The organism is Streptomyces sp. NPDC055815, assembly GCF_053616475.1.
Genome location: NZ_JBSHDU010000029.1, coordinates 42696 through 63043 on the forward strand (window position 1 = coordinate 42696; position 20348 = coordinate 63043).

General features: G+C 73.3%; 17 protein-coding genes. 6 read left to right on the forward strand and 11 right to left on the reverse strand.

Annotated elements, in window-relative coordinates; genetic code table 11:
• Positions 1–53 precede the first annotated feature (53 nt).
• The 9 genes from ACWGN5_RS19810 to ACWGN5_RS19850 all read right to left on the reverse strand — a co-directional run bounded on the left by ACWGN5_RS19810 (position 54) and on the right by ACWGN5_RS19850 (position 10798).
• A complete protein-coding gene (locus ACWGN5_RS19810; protein WP_453516763.1) occupies positions 54–1118 on the reverse strand; it encodes a glutamate ABC transporter substrate-binding protein in 1065 nt (354 codons plus the stop codon).
• Positions 1119–1129: 11 nt separating this feature from the next.
• Positions 1130–2557 carry a hypothetical protein gene (locus ACWGN5_RS19815; RefSeq protein WP_453516764.1) on the reverse strand — a complete coding sequence of 476 codons (1428 nt, stop codon included), beginning with the start codon at positions 2555–2557 and terminating at the stop codon, positions 1130–1132.
• A 295-nt stretch (positions 2558–2852) separates the two neighbouring features.
• Complete coding sequence (locus tag ACWGN5_RS19820; protein ID WP_453516766.1) at positions 2853–3833, reverse strand: N-acetylglucosamine kinase; 981 nt, start codon at positions 3831–3833, stop codon at positions 2853–2855.
• On the reverse strand, positions 3824–5089 hold the full coding sequence (locus ACWGN5_RS19825) for a 6-phospho-beta-glucosidase (protein WP_453516767.1): 1266 nt from the start codon (positions 5087–5089) through the stop codon (positions 3824–3826). Before ACWGN5_RS19825 ends, ACWGN5_RS19820 begins: the two co-directional genes overlap by 10 nt.
• A gap of 3 nt (positions 5090–5092) precedes the next feature.
• Positions 5093–5995, reverse strand: coding sequence for a carbohydrate ABC transporter permease (locus ACWGN5_RS19830; RefSeq protein WP_453516768.1), 903 nt, complete (start codon positions 5993–5995; stop codon positions 5093–5095).
• 2 nt (positions 5996–5997) lie between these two features.
• Positions 5998–6939, reverse strand: coding sequence for a carbohydrate ABC transporter permease (locus ACWGN5_RS19835; protein ID WP_453516769.1), 942 nt, complete (start codon positions 6937–6939; stop codon positions 5998–6000).
• A 5-nt stretch (positions 6940–6944) separates the two neighbouring features.
• Positions 6945–8291 carry an ABC transporter substrate-binding protein gene (locus ACWGN5_RS19840; RefSeq protein ID WP_453516770.1) on the reverse strand — a complete coding sequence of 449 codons (1347 nt, stop codon included), beginning with the start codon at positions 8289–8291 and terminating at the stop codon, positions 6945–6947.
• A gap of 49 nt (positions 8292–8340) precedes the next feature.
• Complete coding sequence (locus tag ACWGN5_RS19845) at positions 8341–9555, reverse strand: ROK family transcriptional regulator (protein ID WP_453516772.1); 1215 nt, start codon at positions 9553–9555, stop codon at positions 8341–8343.
• A 181-nt stretch (positions 9556–9736) separates the two neighbouring features.
• Entirely contained in the window at positions 9737–10798 is a 1062-nt protein-coding gene (locus ACWGN5_RS19850; RefSeq protein ID WP_453516775.1) for a mechanosensitive ion channel family protein, read from the reverse strand.
• Between the two features lie 256 nt (positions 10799–11054).
• Here ACWGN5_RS19850 and ACWGN5_RS19855 point away from each other — a divergent pair, with 256 nt between their 5' ends.
• Positions 11055–11618, forward strand: coding sequence for an HNH endonuclease (locus tag ACWGN5_RS19855; RefSeq protein WP_041129262.1), 564 nt, complete (start codon positions 11055–11057; stop codon positions 11616–11618).
• A gap of 49 nt (positions 11619–11667) precedes the next feature.
• Here the strand turns inward: ACWGN5_RS19855 and ACWGN5_RS19860 are convergent, their stop codons facing one another.
• Complete coding sequence (locus ACWGN5_RS19860) at positions 11668–14763, reverse strand: beta-N-acetylglucosaminidase domain-containing protein (protein WP_453516777.1); 3096 nt, start codon at positions 14761–14763, stop codon at positions 11668–11670.
• Positions 14764–14998: 235 nt separating this feature from the next.
• Between ACWGN5_RS19860 and ACWGN5_RS19865 the strand changes: the two genes are divergently transcribed.
• Genes ACWGN5_RS19865 through ACWGN5_RS19875 form a run of 3 tightly spaced genes read left to right on the forward strand, consistent with a single transcriptional unit; the run spans position 14999 to position 17548 of the window.
• Positions 14999–15199 carry a hypothetical protein gene (locus tag ACWGN5_RS19865; protein WP_453516780.1) on the forward strand — a complete coding sequence of 67 codons (201 nt, stop codon included), beginning with the start codon at positions 14999–15001 and terminating at the stop codon, positions 15197–15199.
• A gap of 1 nt (position 15200) precedes the next feature.
• Positions 15201–17300 carry a 4-alpha-glucanotransferase gene (gene malQ, locus ACWGN5_RS19870; protein ID WP_453516783.1) on the forward strand — a complete coding sequence of 700 codons (2100 nt, stop codon included), beginning with the start codon at positions 15201–15203 and terminating at the stop codon, positions 17298–17300.
• Positions 17301–17320: 20 nt separating this feature from the next.
• Positions 17321–17548, forward strand: coding sequence for a hypothetical protein (locus ACWGN5_RS19875; RefSeq protein WP_225799889.1), 228 nt, complete (start codon positions 17321–17323; stop codon positions 17546–17548).
• A 158-nt stretch (positions 17549–17706) separates the two neighbouring features.
• Here ACWGN5_RS19875 and ACWGN5_RS19880 read toward each other — a convergent pair whose 3' ends face one another.
• The gene (locus ACWGN5_RS19880; RefSeq protein ID WP_453516787.1) at positions 17707–18213 is read right to left on the reverse strand and encodes a MarR family winged helix-turn-helix transcriptional regulator; all 507 of its coding nucleotides are present in this window, start codon (positions 18211–18213) and stop codon (positions 17707–17709) included.
• Positions 18214–18378: 165 nt separating this feature from the next.
• Here ACWGN5_RS19880 and ACWGN5_RS19885 point away from each other — a divergent pair, with 165 nt between their 5' ends.
• A complete protein-coding gene (locus ACWGN5_RS19885) occupies positions 18379–19356 on the forward strand; it encodes an EamA family transporter (RefSeq protein WP_453516789.1) in 978 nt (325 codons plus the stop codon).
• Positions 19357–19361: 5 nt separating this feature from the next.
• Positions 19362–20327: a DMT family transporter gene (locus ACWGN5_RS19890; RefSeq protein ID WP_453516792.1), complete on the forward strand. Its 966-nt coding sequence runs from the start codon at positions 19362–19364 to the stop codon at positions 20325–20327.
• Positions 20328–20348: the final 21 nt, after the last annotated feature.

Sequence of the window (20348 nt, forward strand, 5' to 3'; positions counted from 1 at the left end):
ACCTCTTCCGCTTCGTCGTGTGCAGGGTTACTCCTTCGGGGGCGCGCACCGGGCTACTTGTACAGCGGGGCGGGCGGCCCCGGTATCCCCGGCAGGTCCTTCGCCAGCCACTCCTGGTACGCCTTCTGCCAGGGGCCCTGCCGGTAGCCCACCAGGACCTGGTTGACCCGGCGCACCAGGTCGTCGTTGCCCAGCTTGGCCGCCACCCCGTAGTACTCCTCCGTGAACGGCCGGCCCTTGAGCTCGACCGCCGGGTCCTGCGCGGCCTGGCCGGCCGCCAGGGCGTTGTCCGTGACGACCGCGTCGACCTCGCCCATCTGCAGCCGGGCCAGGCAGTCCAGCTGGTTGGGGACGGTCAGCAGGTCCTTGTCGTCCTTGGTGCCGTCGGCCTCGTCCTTGAAGACCGCGCCGAAGGAGTTCTCCTCCAGGGCGTCGTAGGCCGTGGAGCCCTCGGCGGTGCAGACCCGCTTGCCGCGCAGCGAGGAGTCGTAGCCGGTGATGTCCGTGGCGAGCTTGGGCGCCAGGACCTGCTGTCCGGCCTGGAAGTAGGCGGTGGAGAAGGCGACCTGCCCGATCCGCTTGCAGTTGATCGTCATGGTGCGCACGACGAGGTCGACCTTGCCGCTGTTCAGCGCGGCGATCCGCTGGTTGGTCGGGATCGTCCGGAAGATGATCGCCTGCGGGTCGCCGAGGATGTCCTGGGCGACGGCCCGGGCCAGGTCGATGTCGAAGCCCTCCAGGACGCCCTTCTCCGGGTTCCGGTAGCCCCAGCGGTAGCTGGACTGGTCGACGCCGACGATCAGCTTCCCGCGCTCCTTGATCGCCCGGATCGACGGGCCGTCCGCCGAGGAGGGCGTGAGGGAGGCCTCGGGGTGCTCGCAGGTGTCGGCCTTGACCTGGACGCCGGTGCCCACGCCGGGGCCCGCCGTCAGCGGCGCGGCCGCCGCGCCGCTCCCGTCGTGGGCGAGGGGCAGCAGGGTGAGCGAGGCGGTGAGCCCGCAGGCCAGGGCCATGGCGGCCACCCCGCCCCAGCCGCGCAGCCGCTTCGCCGTCCGCCGCACCAGCGGGTCCGTGCCGCTCGCCGCCCGCCGCACCAGCGGGTCCGTGCCGTTCGGCATCCCGCCCCCTCTCACCGGTACTCCGACAGTCTGCGGTTGATGCCGAGCACGGCGCCCGCCGCACCCAGGATCCCGAGGGCCGCCGCGCCGAGCGGCAGCGCCGTCAGCGCGTCCCTGGCGTCCCCGGCGGAGCGGGTGAACTCGCTCTGCTCGTGCGCGAGGGCCCGCTCCAGGGCCGCGTCGACCTCGTCGAAGGACTGGCCCGTGGACCCCGTGGCGCCGACGACCCGGCCGAGGGCACCCTCGTAGTCACCGGCCTCGTCCTTGGACCGGGCGTCCTTGTGGCGCTCCCGCCACTCGGCGGCGTGCTCGGAGGACTCGTCGACGGGGCCGCGCCCGGCGTCGTCGTCGGCGAGCTCCCGCGCGTCGGCGAGCGCCGTCGTCAGGGTGCCCATGCTGGCCGTGTAGTCCGCCTCGTACTTGTCGCTCTTGCCGTCCTCGGTGAGGACGGCGCCCCGGGCGACCAGGGTCAGGTTCTCGTTGGCGCGGGCCGTGAGCGAGCTGATCCGGGCCGTGTTGAGCACTTGGAGGGACTCCTGCCCGTGCGCCCGCGCGCTGTTCAGCTCGGTCCGGGTCACGGTGTGCGCGGCGAGCAGCCAGAGCAGGACGGCCACGGTGGCGGCGGTGGCCGCGAGCAGCCCGTGGTTGAAGACCCGGTTGGTCCTGAGGTAGTTGCGGCGCTGGGCCCAGCCGAGGAAGCCGAGGGCGAGCAGGCCGAGCGCGAGCGACAGATACGGCCAGGCGCGGGCCGAGTCGTCGTCCCGGTGCAGCCGCTCCGTCTCCGCCGCGTACAGCCGCTCGGCGGCCGGCAGCAGGGCGCTGGACATCTGCTGGTTGGCGTACCGCAGATAGGCGCCGCCGAGCGGCAGGCCCTGCCGGTTGGCGGCCCGGGCGCGCTCGATGAGGCCGGTGTAGCGCGGGAGCTGTTCGTTGAGGGTGGCGATCTCGCGGGCCGAGGCGGACGAACCGTCCGTGTTCGCCGCGGCCTTGACGAGCAGCCGGGAGGCGGTGGTGATGTCCCGGGTGTACCGCGCGCGGGACTCCGCGGGCTCCAGGGTGCCCGCCAGGAATCCGCTCGCGGCGGTGGTGTCGGCGTCCGCGAGGGAGCGGTAGATGGCGGCCGCGTCGGCGCTCAGCGGCTGGCTGCGGCTGACGACGTCGTCGGCGGCGGAGGACCGGCCGGTGACCTCCAGGGCGGTGACGGCACCGAACGCGACGACGAGCAGCGCCAGTACGGCCCCGAGGATCTGGAGCCGGCCGGGCTCGGTCGTCGCGGCCTCCCGCAGCCGCTCCCGGCCCAAGGCCCAGGCGCCGCGCCCCGCGGGCGGGCCGGCGGCGGGCACGGGCTGCGGCTGCGCGGGTACGGTGCCCGGGCGCGCGGGCGCCTGGGCCGTGCCCCGCGCCGCCGATGCGGCGGGCGCGTTCGGCGGGTGTGTCACTTGACCTCCCCCTCGGTCGCTGACGTCGGCCCGTCCGGCCGGCCCCGGTGGGACCGGTTCCGGTGGAGGACCACCCGGCCAGCAGTATGGCCTCAGGAGGCCGTCCGCACACCGGGATTGACTGGATCTTGTCGCCTATGGTGCCCCATGCCTCCCAGGCATCAGCGGGCGAACCCCCTCACTCTGAATACGTCGCCCGGCCGACATCGGTTCCCTCTCGGCCATCGCTCGAACAGGTGAACATGCGTGCGGGGCGCCCCGTCGGCACGACGAGACGCCCCGCATCCCCCACCCCTCAGGCCTCGTACCGCTCCCGCAGCCGGGCCTTCGCCTCCGGACCCGCGGCCACCGCGTCCAGGGCGAGCAGCCCCGCCCCGAGGACCGGCGGAGCCGTCACGAAGCCGATCACTGCCTTCGGCGCCCGCGCCGCCAGGAGTTCACGGATCCGCGCCTCCAGCCGCGGATGGCGGGCGGCGAGCACACTGCCGCCCAGCAGCACCGGGGCCTCCTCGCGGTCGAGCCCCAGCCGGCGCAGCGCGACCGCCGCCATGGCGACGACCTCGTCCGCGAGCCGGTCCACCAGCGACTCCGCCAGCGGATCGCCCTGGGACGCGACGCGGAAGAGCACCGGCGTCAGTTCGAGCCGCCGCCCCATCGGGATCCGGCCCAGGTGCAGCGCCTCGATCAGCGCGGACATCGAGTCCAGGCCGAAGTGCGCGGGCAGCGCGTGGGCGAGGGCGGTGGGCAGGCCGCGCCCGTCCTCGGCGCGCGCCGCGCACCACAGCGCCTCGTCGGCGAGCCCGCCGCCCCCGCCCCAGTCCCCGGAGATCTTCCCGATCGCCGGGAAACGCGCGGTCCGCCCGTCCGGCGTCATCCCGACGCAGTTGATCCCCGCCCCGCACACCACGGCCACGCCCCGCGGCTCGTCCACCCCGGCCCGCAGGATCGCGAAGGTGTCGTTGTGCACCCGTACCGAAGGGCTCCAGCCCCGGCCGAGCAGCTCGGCCCGCAGGGCCTCCTCCTCCACCGGCAGGTCGGCATTGGCGAGACAGGCCGTGACATGCGCGAACCCCACCGGGACACCGGCCTCGGCGCAGGCCCGTCCGACGATCTCCGCGAGCCCGTCGACCGCCGTCTCCACCCCCACCACGGGCGGCTGGAACCCGCCGCCGCGCGCCGACCCCAGGACGGCCCCGTCCTGCGACAGCACCGCGACGTCGGTCTTGCTGTTCCCCGCGTCGATCGCGAGGAGCCCCCCACTCCGCTTCACGCCCACGCCAGGTGCTCCCGGTTGTGCGCGATCAGCCGGTCGGTGAGCCCGTCGGCGTACGCGTACTGCCCGACCAGCGGGTGCGCGAGCAGCGCCTTGAACACCCGGTCGCGGCCGCCGCGCAGCGCCGCCTCCAGGGCCAGGTCCTCGTAGGCCGTCACGTTCGCGATCAGACCGGCGTACAGCGGGTCCACCGGCGTGACCGGCAGCGGCGTGGCCCCGTGCGCGCCGACCGCGGCCTGCGTCTCGATGACGGCGTCGTCCGGCAGGAACGGCAGCGTGCCGTTGTTGTACGTGTTCACCACCTGGTACGGCGAACCGCCTCCGCCCAGCAGCGAGGCCGCCAGGTCCACGGCCGCCTCCGAGTAGAAGGCGCCGCCGCGCCGGGCGAGCAGGGCCGGCTTCTCGTCGAGCGCCGGGTCCCCGTACATCTCCAGGAGCTCCCGCTCCATCGCCGCGACCTCGGCGGCCCGCGAGGGTTTCGTGCCGAGCTCCCGCACCACCTCGTCGTGCGCGTAGAAGTACCGCAGGTAGTACGAGGGGACGACGCCGAGCCGGTCCAGGACCGGGCGCGGCAGCCGGAGGTCGCCGGCGATCGCCGCGCCGTGCTCGGCGAGCAGCCGGGGCAGCACGTCCTCGCCCTCGGGGCCCCCGATCCGTACCGCCCGCTCCCAGGTCAGGTGGTTGAGCCCGACGTGGTCGAGGTGGACCTCGGACGGGGTCACGTCGAGGAGCTTCGCGAACTTCCGCTGGAAGCCGATGGCGACGTTGCACAGGCCGACGGCCTTGTGCCCGGCCTGGAGCAGCGCGCGCGTGACGATGCCGACGGGGTTGGTGAAGTCGATGATCCAGGCGTCGGGGTTGGTGCGGCGGACGCGCTCGGCGATGTCGAGGACGACCGGGACCGTGCGCAGCGCCTTCGCGAGGCCACCGGCACCCGTCGTCTCCTGGCCGACGCAGCCGCACTCCAGCGGCCAGGTCTCGTCCTGCTCGCGGGCGGCCTGCCCGCCGACCCGCAGCTGGAGCAGGACGGCGTCGGCGCCCTCGACCCCGGCGTCGAGGTCGGTGGTGGTGACGACCTTCCCGTCGTGGTCCTGCTTGGCGAAGATCCGCCGGGCCAGACCGCCGACGAGCTCCAGGCGCTCGGCGGCCGGGTCGACGAGGACGAGTTCGGTGATGGGCAGGGTGTCGCGCAGCCGCGCGAATCCGTCGATCAGTTCGGGGGTGTAGGTGGACCCGCCCCCCACGACAGTGAGCTTCATGACTCAGCCCTTCACTCCGGTCAGGGTGACTCCCTCGACGAACGCCTTCTGCGCGAAGAAGAACACGAGGATCACGGGGGCCATGACCAGCACGGTCGCGGCCATGGTCAGGTTCCAGTCGGTGTGGTGCGCGCCCTTGAAGGACTCCAGGCCGTAACTGAGCGTCCAGGCGGCCGGGTTCTCGGAGGCGTAGATCTGCGGCCCGAAGTAGTCGTTCCAGCAGTAGAAGAACTGGAACAGGGCCACGGCGGCGATGCCGGGCTTCGCCATCGGGAGCACGACCCGTATCAGCGTGCGGAATTCGCCGCAGCCGTCGATCCGCGCGGCCTCGACGTACTCGTTCGGGATGGTCAGCAGGAACTGGCGCAGCAGGAAGACGGCGAAGGCGTCGCCGAACGCCATCGGGATGATCAGCGGCCACAGGGTTCCAGAGAGGTCCATCTGCTTGGCCCAGAACAGGTACATCGGGATGATCACGACCTGCGGCGGCAGCATCATCATCGAGATGACGAGCAGCAGCGACAGATGCCGGCCGCGGAAGCGGAACTTCGCGAGCGCGTACGCCACGGGGATCGACGACACCACGACGAGGACGGTGCCGAGCCCCGCGTACAGCAGGGAGTTCTTCCACCAGGTGAGGAAGCCGTCCGTCCGCAGGACCTTGAGGTAGTTGTCCCAGTGCCAGGAGTCCGGCGTCAGGTCCCGGGTGAGCGCCTGCTGGTCGCTCATCAGGGAGGTCAGGAGCACGAAGACGAACGGGAGCACGAAGAACAGCGCGGCGGCGATGCCCAGCGAGTGCACGGCGATCCAGTGCAGCAGCGCCTTGCGCCGGGCGGTCCGCTCGGCGGCCGAGGGCGCGGACGGGGTGGAGGGGGCGGAGCGGACGGAGGTGGACAGTGTCGTCATGGTCAGTCACCCGAGCCGATCAGGCCGCCGCGCCGGCGCATCAGCAGGGCGGTGAAGGCCATGGAGAGTGCGAAGAGCACGAGCGCCACCACGCAGGCCGCGCCGTAGTTGAACTGGTTGAACCCGAGGCTGTAGACGAGCTGCGGGAGGGTCAGCGTGGAGTTGTCCGGATAGCCGGGCTGGAAGGCGGCGCCGGAGCCGCCCATCACCCCCGAGGCGACCTTCGCGGCCACGATCGGCTGGGTGTAGTACTGCATCGCGCCGATGATCCCGGTGACGACCGCGAAGAGCACGATCGGCGAGATGTTCGGCAGGGTGATGTAGCGGAACCGCTGCCACGGGGAGGCGCCGTCGAGTTCGGCGGCCTCGTACTGCTCCTTCGGCACGTCGAGCAGGGCGGCCATGAAGATGACCATGAGGTCGCCGACGCCCCACACGGCGAGGACGGTCAGGGCCGGCTTGGCCCAGTCCGCGTCGTTGAACCAGGAGGGGGCGGGGATGCCGACCGCCTCAAGGAACGAGTTGACCGGTCCGGTGCCGGGGTTGAGCAGGAAGACGAAGGCGAGCGTGGCCGCCACCGGAGGTGCCAGGTACGGCAGGTAGAAGAGGGTGCGGAAGATGCCGGCGCCCGTCTTGATCTTGGTGATGAGCAGGCCGACGCCGAGGCCGAAGACGACCCGGCAGGTCACCATGACGACCGCCAGCCAGAGGGTGTTCTGCATCGCCGGCCAGAACTTCGGCATGTCGGCGAAGACGTACGTCCAGTTCTCCAGGCCCCGCCAGGTCGGCGGGTTGAGGCCGTCGTACCGCATGAACGAGAAGTACAGCGTGGAGATCAGCGGATAGGCGAAGAAGACGCCGAACCCGATCAGCCAGGGTGACATGAACAGCAGGGTCCGCAGCGCGTTGCGCCGGTGCTTCGCCCGCAGGGTGTACGTGGACATGGCCGTCACTTCGCCGCGGCGATGTCGCGGTCGATCTGGGCCGCGGTGTCCGCGAGGCCCTTCTTGAGGTCCGTGACCTGGCCGTTCTCGTACCGGTGGGCGAGGTCGGAGAGGGTCTCCTGGGGGGCGGCGCCGTTCACCGCGCCGTCCGTCGTGGTGGACCCGGGGTGCCGGGCGATGTCCAGGAAGACCTTGAAGCGGTCGTCGAACTTCAGGTTCGGGGACTTCAGCGCCTCGAAGGTGGAGGGGACGTTCCCGATGCCGTTCGCGAACTCCACCACGGCCTCGGTGTCCGTGGTCATGTACTTGACCAGCTCCCAGGCCGCGTTCTGCTTCTTGCTCTGCGGCGCGATGCCCATGATGGTGCCGGAGAGGTAGCCCTTGCCGTAGTCGGCGATCTCGTCGTCCGCGACCGGCAGCGGCGCCACGCCCACGTCGAACTTCACGCCGGCGTTCTTGATGAAGTTGAGCCGCCACTCGCCGTCCAGCTGCATGGCGACCTGTCCGGTGTGGAAGGGGTGCTTGGTGCCCCACTCGTCACCGAAGGTGGTGCGGTACTTGTCGAGCTTCTGGAAGCCGCCGAGGGAGTCCACCAGGGACTTCTGGTACGTCATCATCTCGGCGAAGGCCGGGTCCTTCGCGACCGTCGACTTACCGTCCGCGTCGAAGTAGCCGCCGTGCTTCCACTGCGACATGTAGTGCTCGACGACGGTCTCGTAGCCCAGGTAGTTGGGCATGAAGCCGAGCTGCTCGTACGAGTCGCCCTTGGCCTTCGTCAGCCGCTTGGCGACCTCGGCGAACTGCGACCAGGTCTTCGGCGGGGCCTCGGGGTCGAGGCCGGCCTTCCGGAACGCGTCCTTGTTGTAGTAGAGCCCGTACGCGTCGGACAGCAGCGGCATCGCACAGCGCCTGCCCTCGAACTGGGTGTACTTCTGGAGGACCTTCGGGAAGGTCTTGTCGAGGTCCAGCTTCGACTTCTCGATGAACGGCTTGAGGTCGGCGAGCGCGCCCGAGGAGCAGAACTTGCCGACGTTGGAGGTGGTGAACGAGGAGACCACGTCAGGCCCGTTCGACCCGCCCGCGCGCAGCGCCTGGCCCAGCTTGTCGTCGTTGATGTTGCCGACGACCTTCACCTTGATGTTCGGGTGGGCCTTCTCGAAGCGGGCGACGTTGTCCTCGATCGCCTTGACCTCGGCGGGCGCCGACCAGCCGTGCCAGAAGGTGATGGTGGTCTCGGCCTTGGGGTCGTCGGACGCCGCGTTGTTCGCGGAGCCGGTACAGGCGGAGGCGAACAGGGCGATCGAGGCGGTGGCGGCGAGCGCGGCGGCGGCTCTGCGCGGGCGTACGGGCATGACGGGGTCTCCCTGGGACGGGTTCGGGCGTGGCGAGGGGCGGGGACGGTCAGCGCGAGGTGTCGAAGACCTCGTCGCGCGTGGTGGCGAGGGCGCTTTCGAGTGCCCCGCGCAGGACGGGGCTGCGGCGCACGGCGGAGAGGACGAGCCGCGGCCGGGAGGGGGCGAGGTCGGCGAGTTCGGACTGCACGCGCGCGCGGAGGGGTTCGCCGCCGGGGACGAGGGCGTCTCCGGAGAGCACGATCAGTTCGGGGTCGAGGACGGTCACGAGGGAGGCGAGTCCGACGGCGAGGCGCTCGGCGTAGCGGTCGAGCAGCTCCGCGTACCGGGGGTCCTCGGCGTGCGCCTCGGCGGCGTGCGCGAGGAGGCCGCTCACCACCGGGACGTACGGGTGGTCGGGCGTCTCGATCCCGGCCTCGCGGGCGAGCCGGGGCACCGCCTGGATGCCCGCGAGCTCCTGGAAGCCGCCGGAGTTGGCCTTGGTGACCTGCCGTACGAGCGGGGTGCCGGGCACGGGCAGGAAGCCGAGCTCGCCGGCGCCGCCGGTGAAACCGCGGTGCAGCCGCCCGCCGAGGACGAGGGCGGCGCCGAGGCCGTGCTCGTTCCACAGCAGGGCGAAGTCCTCGTGCCCCCGCGCGGCGCCCAGGCGCTGCTCGGCGAGGGCGACGAGGTTCACGTCGTTCTCGTACTCGAACGGCATGGGCAGGGCGGCGGCCAGCTCCTCCAGGAGGGTGGGGGAGTGCCAGCCGGGCAGGTGGGAGGCGTACCGCAGCCGTCCGGTGGCCGGGTCGAAGGCGCCGGGGGTGCCGATGACCAGGCGTCGTACCTCCGCAAGGGCGATGCCGGCCGCCTTGACGGCCCCGTCGAGGGCGTCGGTGACCTGGCGGACGACGCCGGAGGCGGAGCGGCCGGGGGTGCGGAGCTCGAACTCGCCGATGATCTCGCCGGTGATGTCGGCGACGGCGGCGTGGATGCGGTGCTGGTCGACGTCGAGTCCGGCGGCGTACCCGGCCCGCGCGTCGACCGCGTACAGCTGGGCGTTGGGCCCGGGCAGGCCCTCGGTGGTGCCGGTCGCGACGACGAGCCCGGCCGCTTCGAGGCGGGCGAGCAGCTGGGACGCGGTCGGCTTGGACAGACCGGTGAGCTTGCCGATCCGGGTCCGCGAGAGGGGGCCGTACTCCAGGAGCAGGTCCAGGGCGGCACGGTCGTTCATGGCCCGCAGGACGCGGGGGGTACCGGGGGTTCCCGGAGGCGTACCTGCCATGGGGATCGCACCTGCCCTCGTACGGTGGCTGCAGCACCCGCGAGGGCACTGTTAGGAAAGTTTCCTATTGGGTTGGGAGGAAGGTAAGGCGGCCGTCACCGGGGCGTCAAGACCCGGGAACGCGGCACGCCCCCGAAGGCAACGAAAGCGTTACCCGCGGGGGCGTGAGGGACAGGAGGGACTACTTGGAGAGGTCCGGCTTCGGCAGCGGGGTGGCCGCCGCCGACTGCGGCGAGGTCGTCGAGGCGAACGCCGACGGGGCCGACATGCCGGCCGTCGGGTCGGCCGCCGCCTCCTCGGCCTGCGGCGGGACGCCGCCCACGATCCGGATCCCGGCCTCGTCCAGACCCCGCTTGATGCGCCAGCGCAGCTCGCGCTCCACGCCCAGCTTCTTGCCCGGCATCGTCTTCACCTGGACCCGGACCGTCATGGAGTCGAGCAGCACCTCGCTCAGGCCGAGCACCTCCACCGGCCCCCAGAGGCGCTCGTTCCAGGGCTCCTCCTTCGCCATGGCGTCGCCCGCCTCGGTGACCACCGCCCGCACCTGCTCCAGGTCCTCCGTCGGCCGGACGGTGACGTCCACCCCGGCCGTCGCCCAGCCCTGGCTGAGGTTCCCTATCCGCTTGATCTCGCCGTTGCGCACGTACCAGATCTCGCCGTCGACCCCGCGCAGCTTGGTCACCCGCAGACCCACCTCGACGACCTCGCCGGAGGCCACGCCCGCGTCGACCGAGTCACCGACGCCGTACTGGTCCTCCAGGATCATGAAGACCCCGGACAGGAAGTCCGTCACCAGGTTCCGCGCGCCGAAACCGATCGCCACACCGGCCACACCGGCCGAGGCGAGCAGCGGCGCCAGGTCGATCTTGAACGCGCCCAGGATCATCAGACCGGCCGTGCCCAGGATCAGGAAGGACGTCACGGAGCGGAGCACCGAGCCGATGGCCTCGGAGCGCTGCCGCCGCCGCTCGGCGTTGACCAGCAGACCACCGAGGGCGGTCCCCTCCACCGCCTGGGCGGAGCGGTTCATCCGGTCGATCAGCTTGGTCAGGGCCCGGCGGACGGCCCAGCGCAGCACGAGCGCCACGACCAGGATCAGCAGGATGCGCAGACCCGTGTTCAGCCAGGTGGACCAGTTCTCCTCCACCCAGCTCGCCGCGTTCGTTGCCTTCTCCGCGGCCTCGTCCAGAGTGACCGGCATCGGTTCGGGTTCGGTGGCAGCCGCTAGGGCGGACCAGGACACGGGACAACCTCCAGGCATCGCGTACGCAGGCCATCCACAGTAACGGGGCGTCGGACGTGGTCCCGTAGCCCTGTTCGAGGGAGAGACCGACCTCACCTGGGCACATACCGGGGAGAGATGCCGATGTGGTCGAGAACACTCCGGGCCCGTCACCCCGATATCGATACGTGGTGGCGCCGCGACCAGGCATAAGGAGAGACTGAGAGCAGTTCGTCCCGGCGCGAGCCACGCGCCGCCGGCGTCATAGGAGGCATCCGTGCCGCATGTCCTGGTCCTCAACGCGTCGTACGAGCCGCTCGGCGTCGTACCGCTCCGCCGCGCACTCGTCCTCGTACTGGAGAACAAGGCTCTCTGCCTCGAGGAGTCCGGCGCCTTCCTGCACAGCGAGACCCAAGTCCTCCCCGCTCCCAGTGTGGTGCGACTGAAGCGCTTCGTGCGGGTCCCCTACCGGGGGCCCGTTCCCTTGACCCGCAGAGCGCTCTTCGCGCGCGACGGCGGGCGCTGCGCGTACTGCGGGGCCGTCGCGACCAGCGTCGACCACGTCATCCCGCGCAGCCGAGGGGGCACGCACGCCTGGGAGAACGTCGTGGCGGCCTGCCGCCGCTGCAACCACGTCAAGGCCGACCGGCACCTGCGCGAGCTGGGCTGGCGGCTGCGGCACCAACCCGCCCCGCCGACCGGCCTGGCCTGGCGGATCATCGGGACCGGACACCGGGACCCCCGCTGGCTGCCGTACTTGGAGCCGTACGGCGCCGAGGACGTCATGGCCCGGATCGACTCCGTCGCAGACACCCCCGTGAGGGCGCTGACGACGGGTTGAGCCGGGCCTTTCGCGTACGCGGGGCCTCCGGTACGGAGCGGCACGACCCTCACGGGGCGGGCCGCTCCTCCGGCGTGTCCCCGGCCGGTGCGGCGGGCTTCGACGGCGGGGCCACCGCATAGGTCTCCACCGACCAGAGCGAGTAGCCGAAGCGGGTCGCCCGCGCCTCCCCCTGGACCCGCAGGAAGCGGGTGTCCGCCGCGTCCATCCGGACCGACTCCCGGCCGCCCCTGCCGTCCGCGACGGTCGCCGCCGTCCGCCAGACCCGCCCGTCGGCCGAGACCTGCACCCGGTAGCGGGAGGCGTACGCGTCCTGCCAGTGCAGCACCACCTGCCCTATCCGGGCCGGTTCGGGCAGCTCCATCTGCCACCAGGCGCCGTCCTCCGCCGGGGAGGACCAGCGGGTCGCCGGATCGCCGTCCACCGCCGACGCGGCCGGGAAGTCCGGGGTCTCGTCGCCGGAGGAGGAGGCCGTCGCCGCCCGCGCCAGGTCCGGGCCCGCCGTCCGGGGGAACGCCCGCACCGTCAGGACCCGCTCCTCGCCCGCGAAGGAGACCGGCACCCGGTACGCACCGGACGGCACGCCGGCCGCCACCGACACCTCCAGCGGGACGGTCGTCCGCGCCCCGCGCTCCACCACGGCCTGCCCCGGCAGCCGCACCGCGATGCCCTTCGGAGCCTTCGCCGTCAGCGCCCCGCGCACCTCGCCCGCGCGCCGGCCCGTCAACTCCACGTCCACCCGCTGCGCCGGGCCGCCGATCTCCGCGTCCGTCTCCGTGCGCGCGAGGTCGAGACCGGCGCGCGGCCCGTCCGCGAACCACGGCACGAGCGAGCGCACCTCGGGCGCCGGACCGGCGCCGCTCCACACGACCCGCAGGGCGTCCGCCGTCAGCCCCTTCAGCTCGGTCTGCGTCCACCCGGAGGCGGACAGCGGGCCGAGCGGCCGCCAGCCCTCGCCGGGGACGTACGCCTCCACGCGCGCGTCCCCCTCGCCGCCGGCCCCGCCGGGCTCGGTCATGACCGTCAGGGCCTCCACGGGCCGCGCCCGGTCGAGCCGCACGGTGTACGAGCCGGGGGCACGGTCCGGCCGCGCCGCGGGGGTCCGGTCGGCGCCCGTCCAGGCCGCCGACTCCGTCACCGCGCGCGTGAGGAACGGATCGAGGACCCCGGAGCCGACCGTCACCCGGCCCGCCTTCAGGGCCTTCCGCTGCCGCTCCAGGTCCAGCTGTGCCCGCCAGGCCGCCGCGCCGTCGCCGCGCGCTTGGGCGAGGAGCATGTCGACCGCCGTCTCGCCGGCCCGCCCGTACCGGGAGAGCTGCTCCAGCCAGGGGCCCGTCTCGTCGTCGAAGGCGCCGTCGGCGGTGGCGGTCAGCCGCTCGGGGGCGTGGCGCATCACCGAGAACGCGGCACGCAGCTCGCGCGCCGCCTTCTCCCGGGCGGCCGTGCCGGCCGTGCCGGTGCTCGTGCGGGACGCCCAGAAGGCCGTCAGGAGCGGCTTCAGATAGGCCGATTCGCCGCCCGGGTCGAGGATCGACGAGGAGCCGTTCCCGGCGAGCGCGCGCAGCGCCTCGCGGGCCGCGGGGTCGGGGCCCGCGAGGTCGTCCACGGCCGCCTGCCAGGACTCGCGGGGCCGGTAGCCCCTCGGGTTCCAGGCGTAGTCGGCGGTGGTGAACAGCGGGACGCGGGAGGCCGCGGCCTGCTCCATGGCGTGTGCGAGGAAGGCGGCGGAACCGGCGGCCACGGCCGGCTCCCGGCCGGTGGCGGGGCCGAGGAACAGCCGGTCCTGCGCGTAGTCGTTGACCGGGTAGTTGTCCATGGTGACCAGCGGGTGGCCGCCGAGCGCCTTGCGCGTCCCGGCCAGTTCGCCGCCGGTGATCGTGCGCGGCACGACGCCGACGCCCGTCCATGCCACCCGCACGTCCGTGTCGAGCTCCGCGGCGAGCTTCGTGCGGTAGGCGGTCGCGCCGTCCTGGTAGTACTCCGTCGGCATCACCGTCAGCGGCCCGGCGTCCGGGTGCCGCTCGGCGAGCCGCCGGGCCACGGCGTTCGCCACGCGCGCGTGGGCGGTGGCCGCGGCCTCCGGCCCGCGCCCGAAGGTGTCGGCGTCCTTGTCGCAGTGCCACTCGTCGTAGGAGGAGTCCTGGAACTGGAGCTGGAAGGAGCGCACCCCCAGTTCCCACATCGCGTCCAGCTTCCGCGTCAGCGCCGTCACGTCGCCGGCCGAGGCCAGGCACATGGACTGGGCGGGCGCCACGGCCCAGCCGAGCGTCACGTGGTTGGCGCGGGCCCGCGCGGCGAGCGCCCGGAACTCGTCCTGCTGCGCGGCCGGGTAGGGCTCGCGCCACTGTGCTTGGCGGTACGGGTCGTCCCCGGGCGCGTACAGATAGCGGTTCTGCTTGGTCCGGCCCAGGAAGTCCAGCTGGGTGAGCCGCTGCCGCAGGGTCCAGGGGCGGCCGTAGAAGCCCTCGGTGATGCCGCGCTCGGCCGTGCCGGGCCAGTCGCGGACGACGACGCCGGGGATCTCCCGGCCGCCGCCGAGGAGCTGACGCAGCGTCTGGACCGCGTGGAACAGGCCGTCCTCGCCGACCCCGTCCAGGACGACGGTGTCCCGCCCCCGGAAGCGGCCCGTCGCGAGCCGGTAGCCGCCGCGCGGCAGATCGAGCCGCTCGGGCACGCGCAGGGCGGCCAGGGCCGCCTCGGCGCCGGCGCCGGAGTCCTCACCGGAGGTCCCGGCGGCCCGCAGGACCGGTCCCCGGCCCGGCAGGCCGGTGTGGACGGTCCGTACCCCGGCGGCCCGCAGCAGCTCGCGCAGGGCGGCGAGGGCGTACGGATCGGCGTCGGCGTCCGTGAGGAGCGTCACCTCGTCCCCGAGGCGCACGGCGGACCCGCCAGCGGTGAGGGACTGGGGGCGGGGCCAGACGGCGGGCACGCGCGCGGTGGCGGCGCTCACGGAGGGCGGCGCCGGAGCGAGCGGGGCATCGGGAGCCGCGGGATCCTGTGGCGCGGCCGGTGCCGCGGGAGCCTCGGGAGCCAGTGGCGCGGTCGGAGCCGCCTGCGCCGAGCCCGGCACCGCGCCGCCGAGGAGGCCGCCGATGACGGCGGCGGCGACGGCCGTCGCGGTGCGCTTCCTGCGCCCGAGGTGCACGCGGGTCTCCCTTCGGCGGGCCCCGGCGGCTCTGCCGGTTGGTCACGAGTGGGTCACGAGCCCACCACCCGTCGCACGGAGGTGTCAATGCGCGTGGCCGATGTGTCGGCTTTGCCCGGCGAGCCGTCGGCGAGGTGACGTCACTTCGCCACGATCCGCCGGTAAAACGAGGTGGGGTGGGTAGGGCTCTAGTCATTGCCCAGGTCCACCTGTCGAGACGAACCGGGAGACCCCCGTGACCACGACCGCCCACCACCTCGGACGGATACACATCCCAGAGCAGTCGGCGCCGGCCGGCGAACCGCTGACCAGCGAGCCGCCCCTGCCCGACGCGTCACCCCTCACCAGCGAGCCGCCGCTGGCCGTCGCGGCCCCCCTGACCAGCGAACCCACCGCCCCCGGCAGCGCGGGCGGCCCGGAGTCCCCCGGAGTGTGAAGTGACCCTGGCCCGTCTCGCCGCCCGTCACGGCGTCGCCACCGCCCACAGCCCCTCGGAGGGCGTCACCGTGCCGGTGCCGGACGCCACCGTGGTGGCCGTCCTCGCCGCCCTCGGCGTCGACGCGGGCACCCCGGAGGCGGTCGACGCCGCCCTCGACGCGGCCGAACGGGCCGACCGGGAGCGCCTGCTGCCCCCGACCCTGGTCCACCACCACGGCGACGGACCGGCCCGCCCTCCCGAGGGCCTCCCGCCCGGCACCCGGCTGCGGGTCACCACCGAGGACGGCACCGTCGTCACCGGCCGGGACTGGTCGGGGCTTCCGCTCGGCGTCCACACGGTCGACGCGCAGGCCCCGGACGGGCGCGCGGCCACCGGCACCCTGATCGTGAGCCCCGCGCGCGTGCCCGGCCCGGGGCGGCGCGCGTACGGACTGCTCGTCCAGCTGTACTCGCTGCTCTCCACCCGCTCCTGGGGCATGGGCGACCTCGGCGACCTGCGGGAGCTCGCCGCCTGGGCCGGCCGCACCCACGGCGCCGGGTTCGTCCAGGTCAACCCGCTCCACGCGGGCGTGCCCGGGGCGCCCAGCGACCCCTCCCCGTACCGCCCGTCCTCACGCCGCTTCCCGGACCCGGTCCATCTGCGGATCGAGGAGATCCCCGAGTACGCCCTGGTGGGCCCCGAGCGCCGCGAGGAGCTCGACCGGATCCTCGCCGAGGCCGCCGAACTGCGCGAACGGGTCCTCGGCAAGGGCGCCCTGATCGACCGGGACGCCGTCTGGGAGCTCAAGCGGCGGGCCCTGGAGCTGGTGCTCGGCTCCGTGGAGCCCGGTCCCGGCCGCCGCGCCGACTTCCACGACTTCCTCGCCGAGCGGGGCCGCGCCCTGGAGGACCACGCCACCTACCAGGCCCTCGCCGAGCGCCACGGCCACCACTGGCGGAGCTGGCCCGCGGAACTGCGCACCCCGCGCGCGGCCGAGGCCGTCGTGCGCGCCGACCCCGCCCTGGCCGCCCGGGTCGACTTCCACTGCCGGCTCGCCTGGCTGACGGACCGGCAGCTCGCCGGCGCCGCCGCGGCCGCCCGCGAGGCCGGCATGGAGATCGGGATCGTCCACGACCTGGCGGTCGGCGTCCACCCCGAGGGCTCGGACGCCTGGGCCCAGCAGGAGGCCTTCGCGGCCGGCATGTCGGTCGGCGCCCCGCCCGACGCCTTCAACTCCCGCGGCCAGGACTGGGGCCTGCCGCCCTGGCGGCCCGACGCCCTCGCCGCCGCCGGCTACGCCCCGTACCGCGGACTCCTGCGCGAACTCCTGCGCCACGCGGGCGCGCTGCGCATCGACCACGTGATGGGCCTGTTCCGGCTGTGGTGGGTGCCGGAGGGCCACGAGCCCACCGGGGGCACGTACGTCCGGTACGACGCCGAGGCGATGCTCGCGGTCCTCGTCCTCGAGGCCCACCGCGCGGGCGCCCTCGTCATCGGCGAGGACCTCGGCACGGTCGAGCCGGGCGTACGCGAGGAGCTGGCCCGGCGCGGGGTGTTCGGCACCTCCGTGCTCTGGTTCGAGCGGGACTGGGCGGGCACCGGCCGCCCGCTGCCGGCGGGGGAGTGGCGTGCGGAGTGCGTCGCCACCGCCACCACCCACGACCTGCCCTCCACCGCCGCCCGGCTCTCCGGCGAGCACGTCGGCCTGCGGCACCGGCTCGGGCTGCTCGCCGGCGACCTGGAGCGCGAGCGGGCGGCGGACGCGGCGGAGACCGCCGAGTGGCTGGACGTGTTCGAGCGGAAGGGGCTGCTCCCGGAGGGTCCCGGCGACGAGGAGGCCGAGATCAGGGCCGTCCACCGGTTCCTGCTCGCCACCCCGGCCCGGATGGTGGGGGTGTGGCTGCCGGACGCGGTGGGCGACCGCAGACCGCAGAACCTGCCGGGCACCTGGGACGAGTACCCCAATTGGCGGCTGCCGCTCGCGGGCCCGGACGGTCAGCCGCTCACCCTGGAGGAGCTCGCCGCCTCGCCCCGGGCGCACGCCCTGCTGCGCGAGCTGCACGCCCGTGCGGCCACGGAGAACGCCCGGACGGCACCCCCGGGCGCGCGGCCCGTTTAGGTGTTCGCTACTTTTGGGCTGTGGACAAGAAGAACGCTCTGCGCGCCGGCTCGCTCGCGGCCGGTACGACGCTGATGATGCTGCTCATGTCGTCCCCCGCGCTCGCGAACACCCGCGACGACGGTGACGACCCGGCCCCCAAGCTGAGTGTCGTCGAGACCCTCGGCCTGTACGTGGCGGCGCCGCTGGTGCTGTTCCTGGTGATCGCCGGCCTGGTGATGGTGCTCGACAAGTCCAAGAAGGCCTGACCGCCTCAGAGGTCTCCGCCGAGGGCGCCGCACGGTACGAGGTACCGTGCGGCGCCCTCGCGTGCGTCGAGGCCCCCGCACAGCGGCCTCGCGCGGCGCCCTCGCGTGCGTCGAGGCCCTCGCACAGCGGCCTCGCGCGGCGCTCCTGCCCGCCGGTCCTAGACCGTCGTGGCCAGCAGCTTCCTGAGCAGCCCGGACAGCTGCTCCGCCTCCTCCGCGGTGAGCGCGGACTCCAGGGCGGCCCGCTGCTCCCCGAGACCGGCCCCGACGGCCTGGTCCACCAGTTCCCTGCCGCGCTCGGTGAGCGTGACCCGCAGCCCGCGCCGGTCGTTCGGGTCGGGGCTGCGCGTGAGCAGCCCGGCCTTCTCCAGCTTGTCGAGCCGGCCGGTCATGCCGCCGGTGGTGATCATCAGCGTGGCGGTCAGCTCGCGCGGCGAGAGCGTGTACGGCGCTCCTGACCTGCGCAGCGTCGCGAGCACGTCGAACTCCCCGAGCGCCATGCCGTAGGGCGCGTACGCCTTGTCCACCTTGCCGCGCATGGCGTTGGACAGGCGGTAGATCCGCCCGAAGACCGCCATGGGGACGGTGTCCAGGTCGGGGCGGACGGCCGCCCACTGGTCGGTGATGGCGTCGACGGCGTCGTGGCCGGGGGGCTGCGTGTTCATGTCCTCAGTGTTCCCTTCTCCGCTCCTCGATCGCAAGCAAGTCACTTACGAGAAAGTCTCTTATGGGAAAGCCTCTTGCGAGCAAGTAGCTTAGTGGTAAGTTAATCACCACGAAGCCAGTCCGGCGCCCGCCGGTCCGGCGCTCCGCAGCAGGGGGGAACCGTCATGTCCCGCAAGGCAGCAGTCACCGCGCTCACCGCCCTCGCCCCGATCTCCTGGGGCTCCACCTACTTCGTCACCACCGAGTTCCTGCCGCCCGACCGCCCGCTCCTCACCGGCCTCCTGCGGGCCCTCCCCGCCGGCCTCCTGCTCCTCGCGATCACCCGCAAGCTCCCGCAGGGCGCCTGGTGGTGGAAGTCCGCGGTGCTCGGAGCCCTCAACATCGGCGCGTTCTTCCCGCTGCTCTTCCTCGCCGCCTACCGGCTGCCCGGTGGAGTCGCCGCGGTCGTCGGCTCCGTCGGCCCGCTCTTCGTCGTCGGCCTCGCGGCCCTCTTCCTCGGCGAGAAGCCCACCGTGAGGACCCTGCTCACCGCCGTCACCGCCGCCTTCGGCGTCAGCCTGGTGGTCCTCAAGGCCGGAGCCGCCTTCGATCTGATCGGCGTGGGTGCCGGACTGCTCTCCTCGCTCTCGATGTCCGCCGGCATCGTCTTCACCAAGCGCTGGGGCCGCCCCGAGGGCGTCGGCGCCCTCGCCCTCACCGGCTGGCAGCTCACCGCGGGCGGCCTGGTCATCGCCCCCCTCGCCTTCCTGATCGAGGGCGCCCCGCCGGCCATGACCGGCACCAACCTGGCCGGCTACGCCTACCTCGCCTTCGGCAACACCGCGATCTCGTACTTCCTCTGGTTCCGCGGCATCGAGCGGCTGAGCGCCTCCTCGGCCACCCTCCTCGGCCCGCTCTCGCCGATCACCGCCGCCGTCATCGGCTGGGTGGCGCTCGGCCAGGCCCTCGGCCCGGTGCAGGTGCTCGGCATGGTGATCGCCTTCGGCGCCACCCTGGCCGGCCAGCTGAGCCCCCGTACGGCCAAGAAGACCGCCGAGGCCCCCGAGACCGCCGAGGCCCCCAAGGTCGAATCGTTCAGCACAGCTGAAAAGAACGGTCAGGAAGTTTCGATGGACCTGGAGGTTTCCGGGGTGCGACGGTAAGGCCCATGAGCCTGAGCACCGCACGCAACCCGACCACCGCCACCGACCGCACCACCGACCGCACCACCGACCGCACCACCGCAGCCACCGAGAGGCCGGCACCCACCAAGGGCGCCGGCCTCGGCGTGCTCCTCGCCCTCCTCGCCACCGTCGTCTGGTCCGGCAGCTTCGTCGTCGCCCGCGCCCTCCACGACACCGTCCCCCCGGTGCAGGCCGCCTTCTGGCGCTGGATCGTCGCCCTCGTCGCCGTCGCCCCGCTCGCCGCCCGCGAGACCTGGCGGCAGCGGCACCTGATCCGCCGCCACCTCCGCTTCCTCGCGCTCGCCTCGCTGCTCGGCATCACCGTCTACAACACCCTGGTCAACCAGGCCGGGACCGCCACCTCCGCCGGCAACATGGGCATGATCATGGCCGCCTCCCCGGTCCTCATGGCCGTCTTCGCCCGGCTCGGCGGCAACCGCCTCGGCCCGCGCCGCACCACCGGCATGCTCATCGCCTGCGCCGGCGTCCTGCTCCTCGTCAGCAAGGGCTCGCTCACCCCGGACTTCTCCACCGGCGACCTCTGGGTCATGGCCGCCGCCGTCTGCTTCGCCTCCTACAGCGCCCTGCTCAAGCGCCGCCCCGCCGAACTCGGCGGCCTCGCCTTCCTCTTCACCACCTTCGCCCTCGGCGCCCTGATGCTCCTCCCGGCGTACGGGATCAGCCTCGCCGTCCAGGGCGGCTTCGAGCCCACCACCGGCACCGTCGGCCCCCTCGTCTACGTCGGCGTGCTCTCCTCCGCCGTCGCCTTCTTCGCCTGGAACAAGGCCGTCACCCTGATCGGCGCCGCCCGCTCCGGGATCGTCTACTACCTCCAGCCCGTCTGCGTCGCCCTCCTCTCGTACGCCCTCCTCGGCGAGCAACTGGGCCTCGTCGGCGGCGCGAGCATGGTCCTCATCCTCGGCGGAGTGGCCATGAGCGCCACGCGGTAGACGGGCCGGATATGTTGCGCC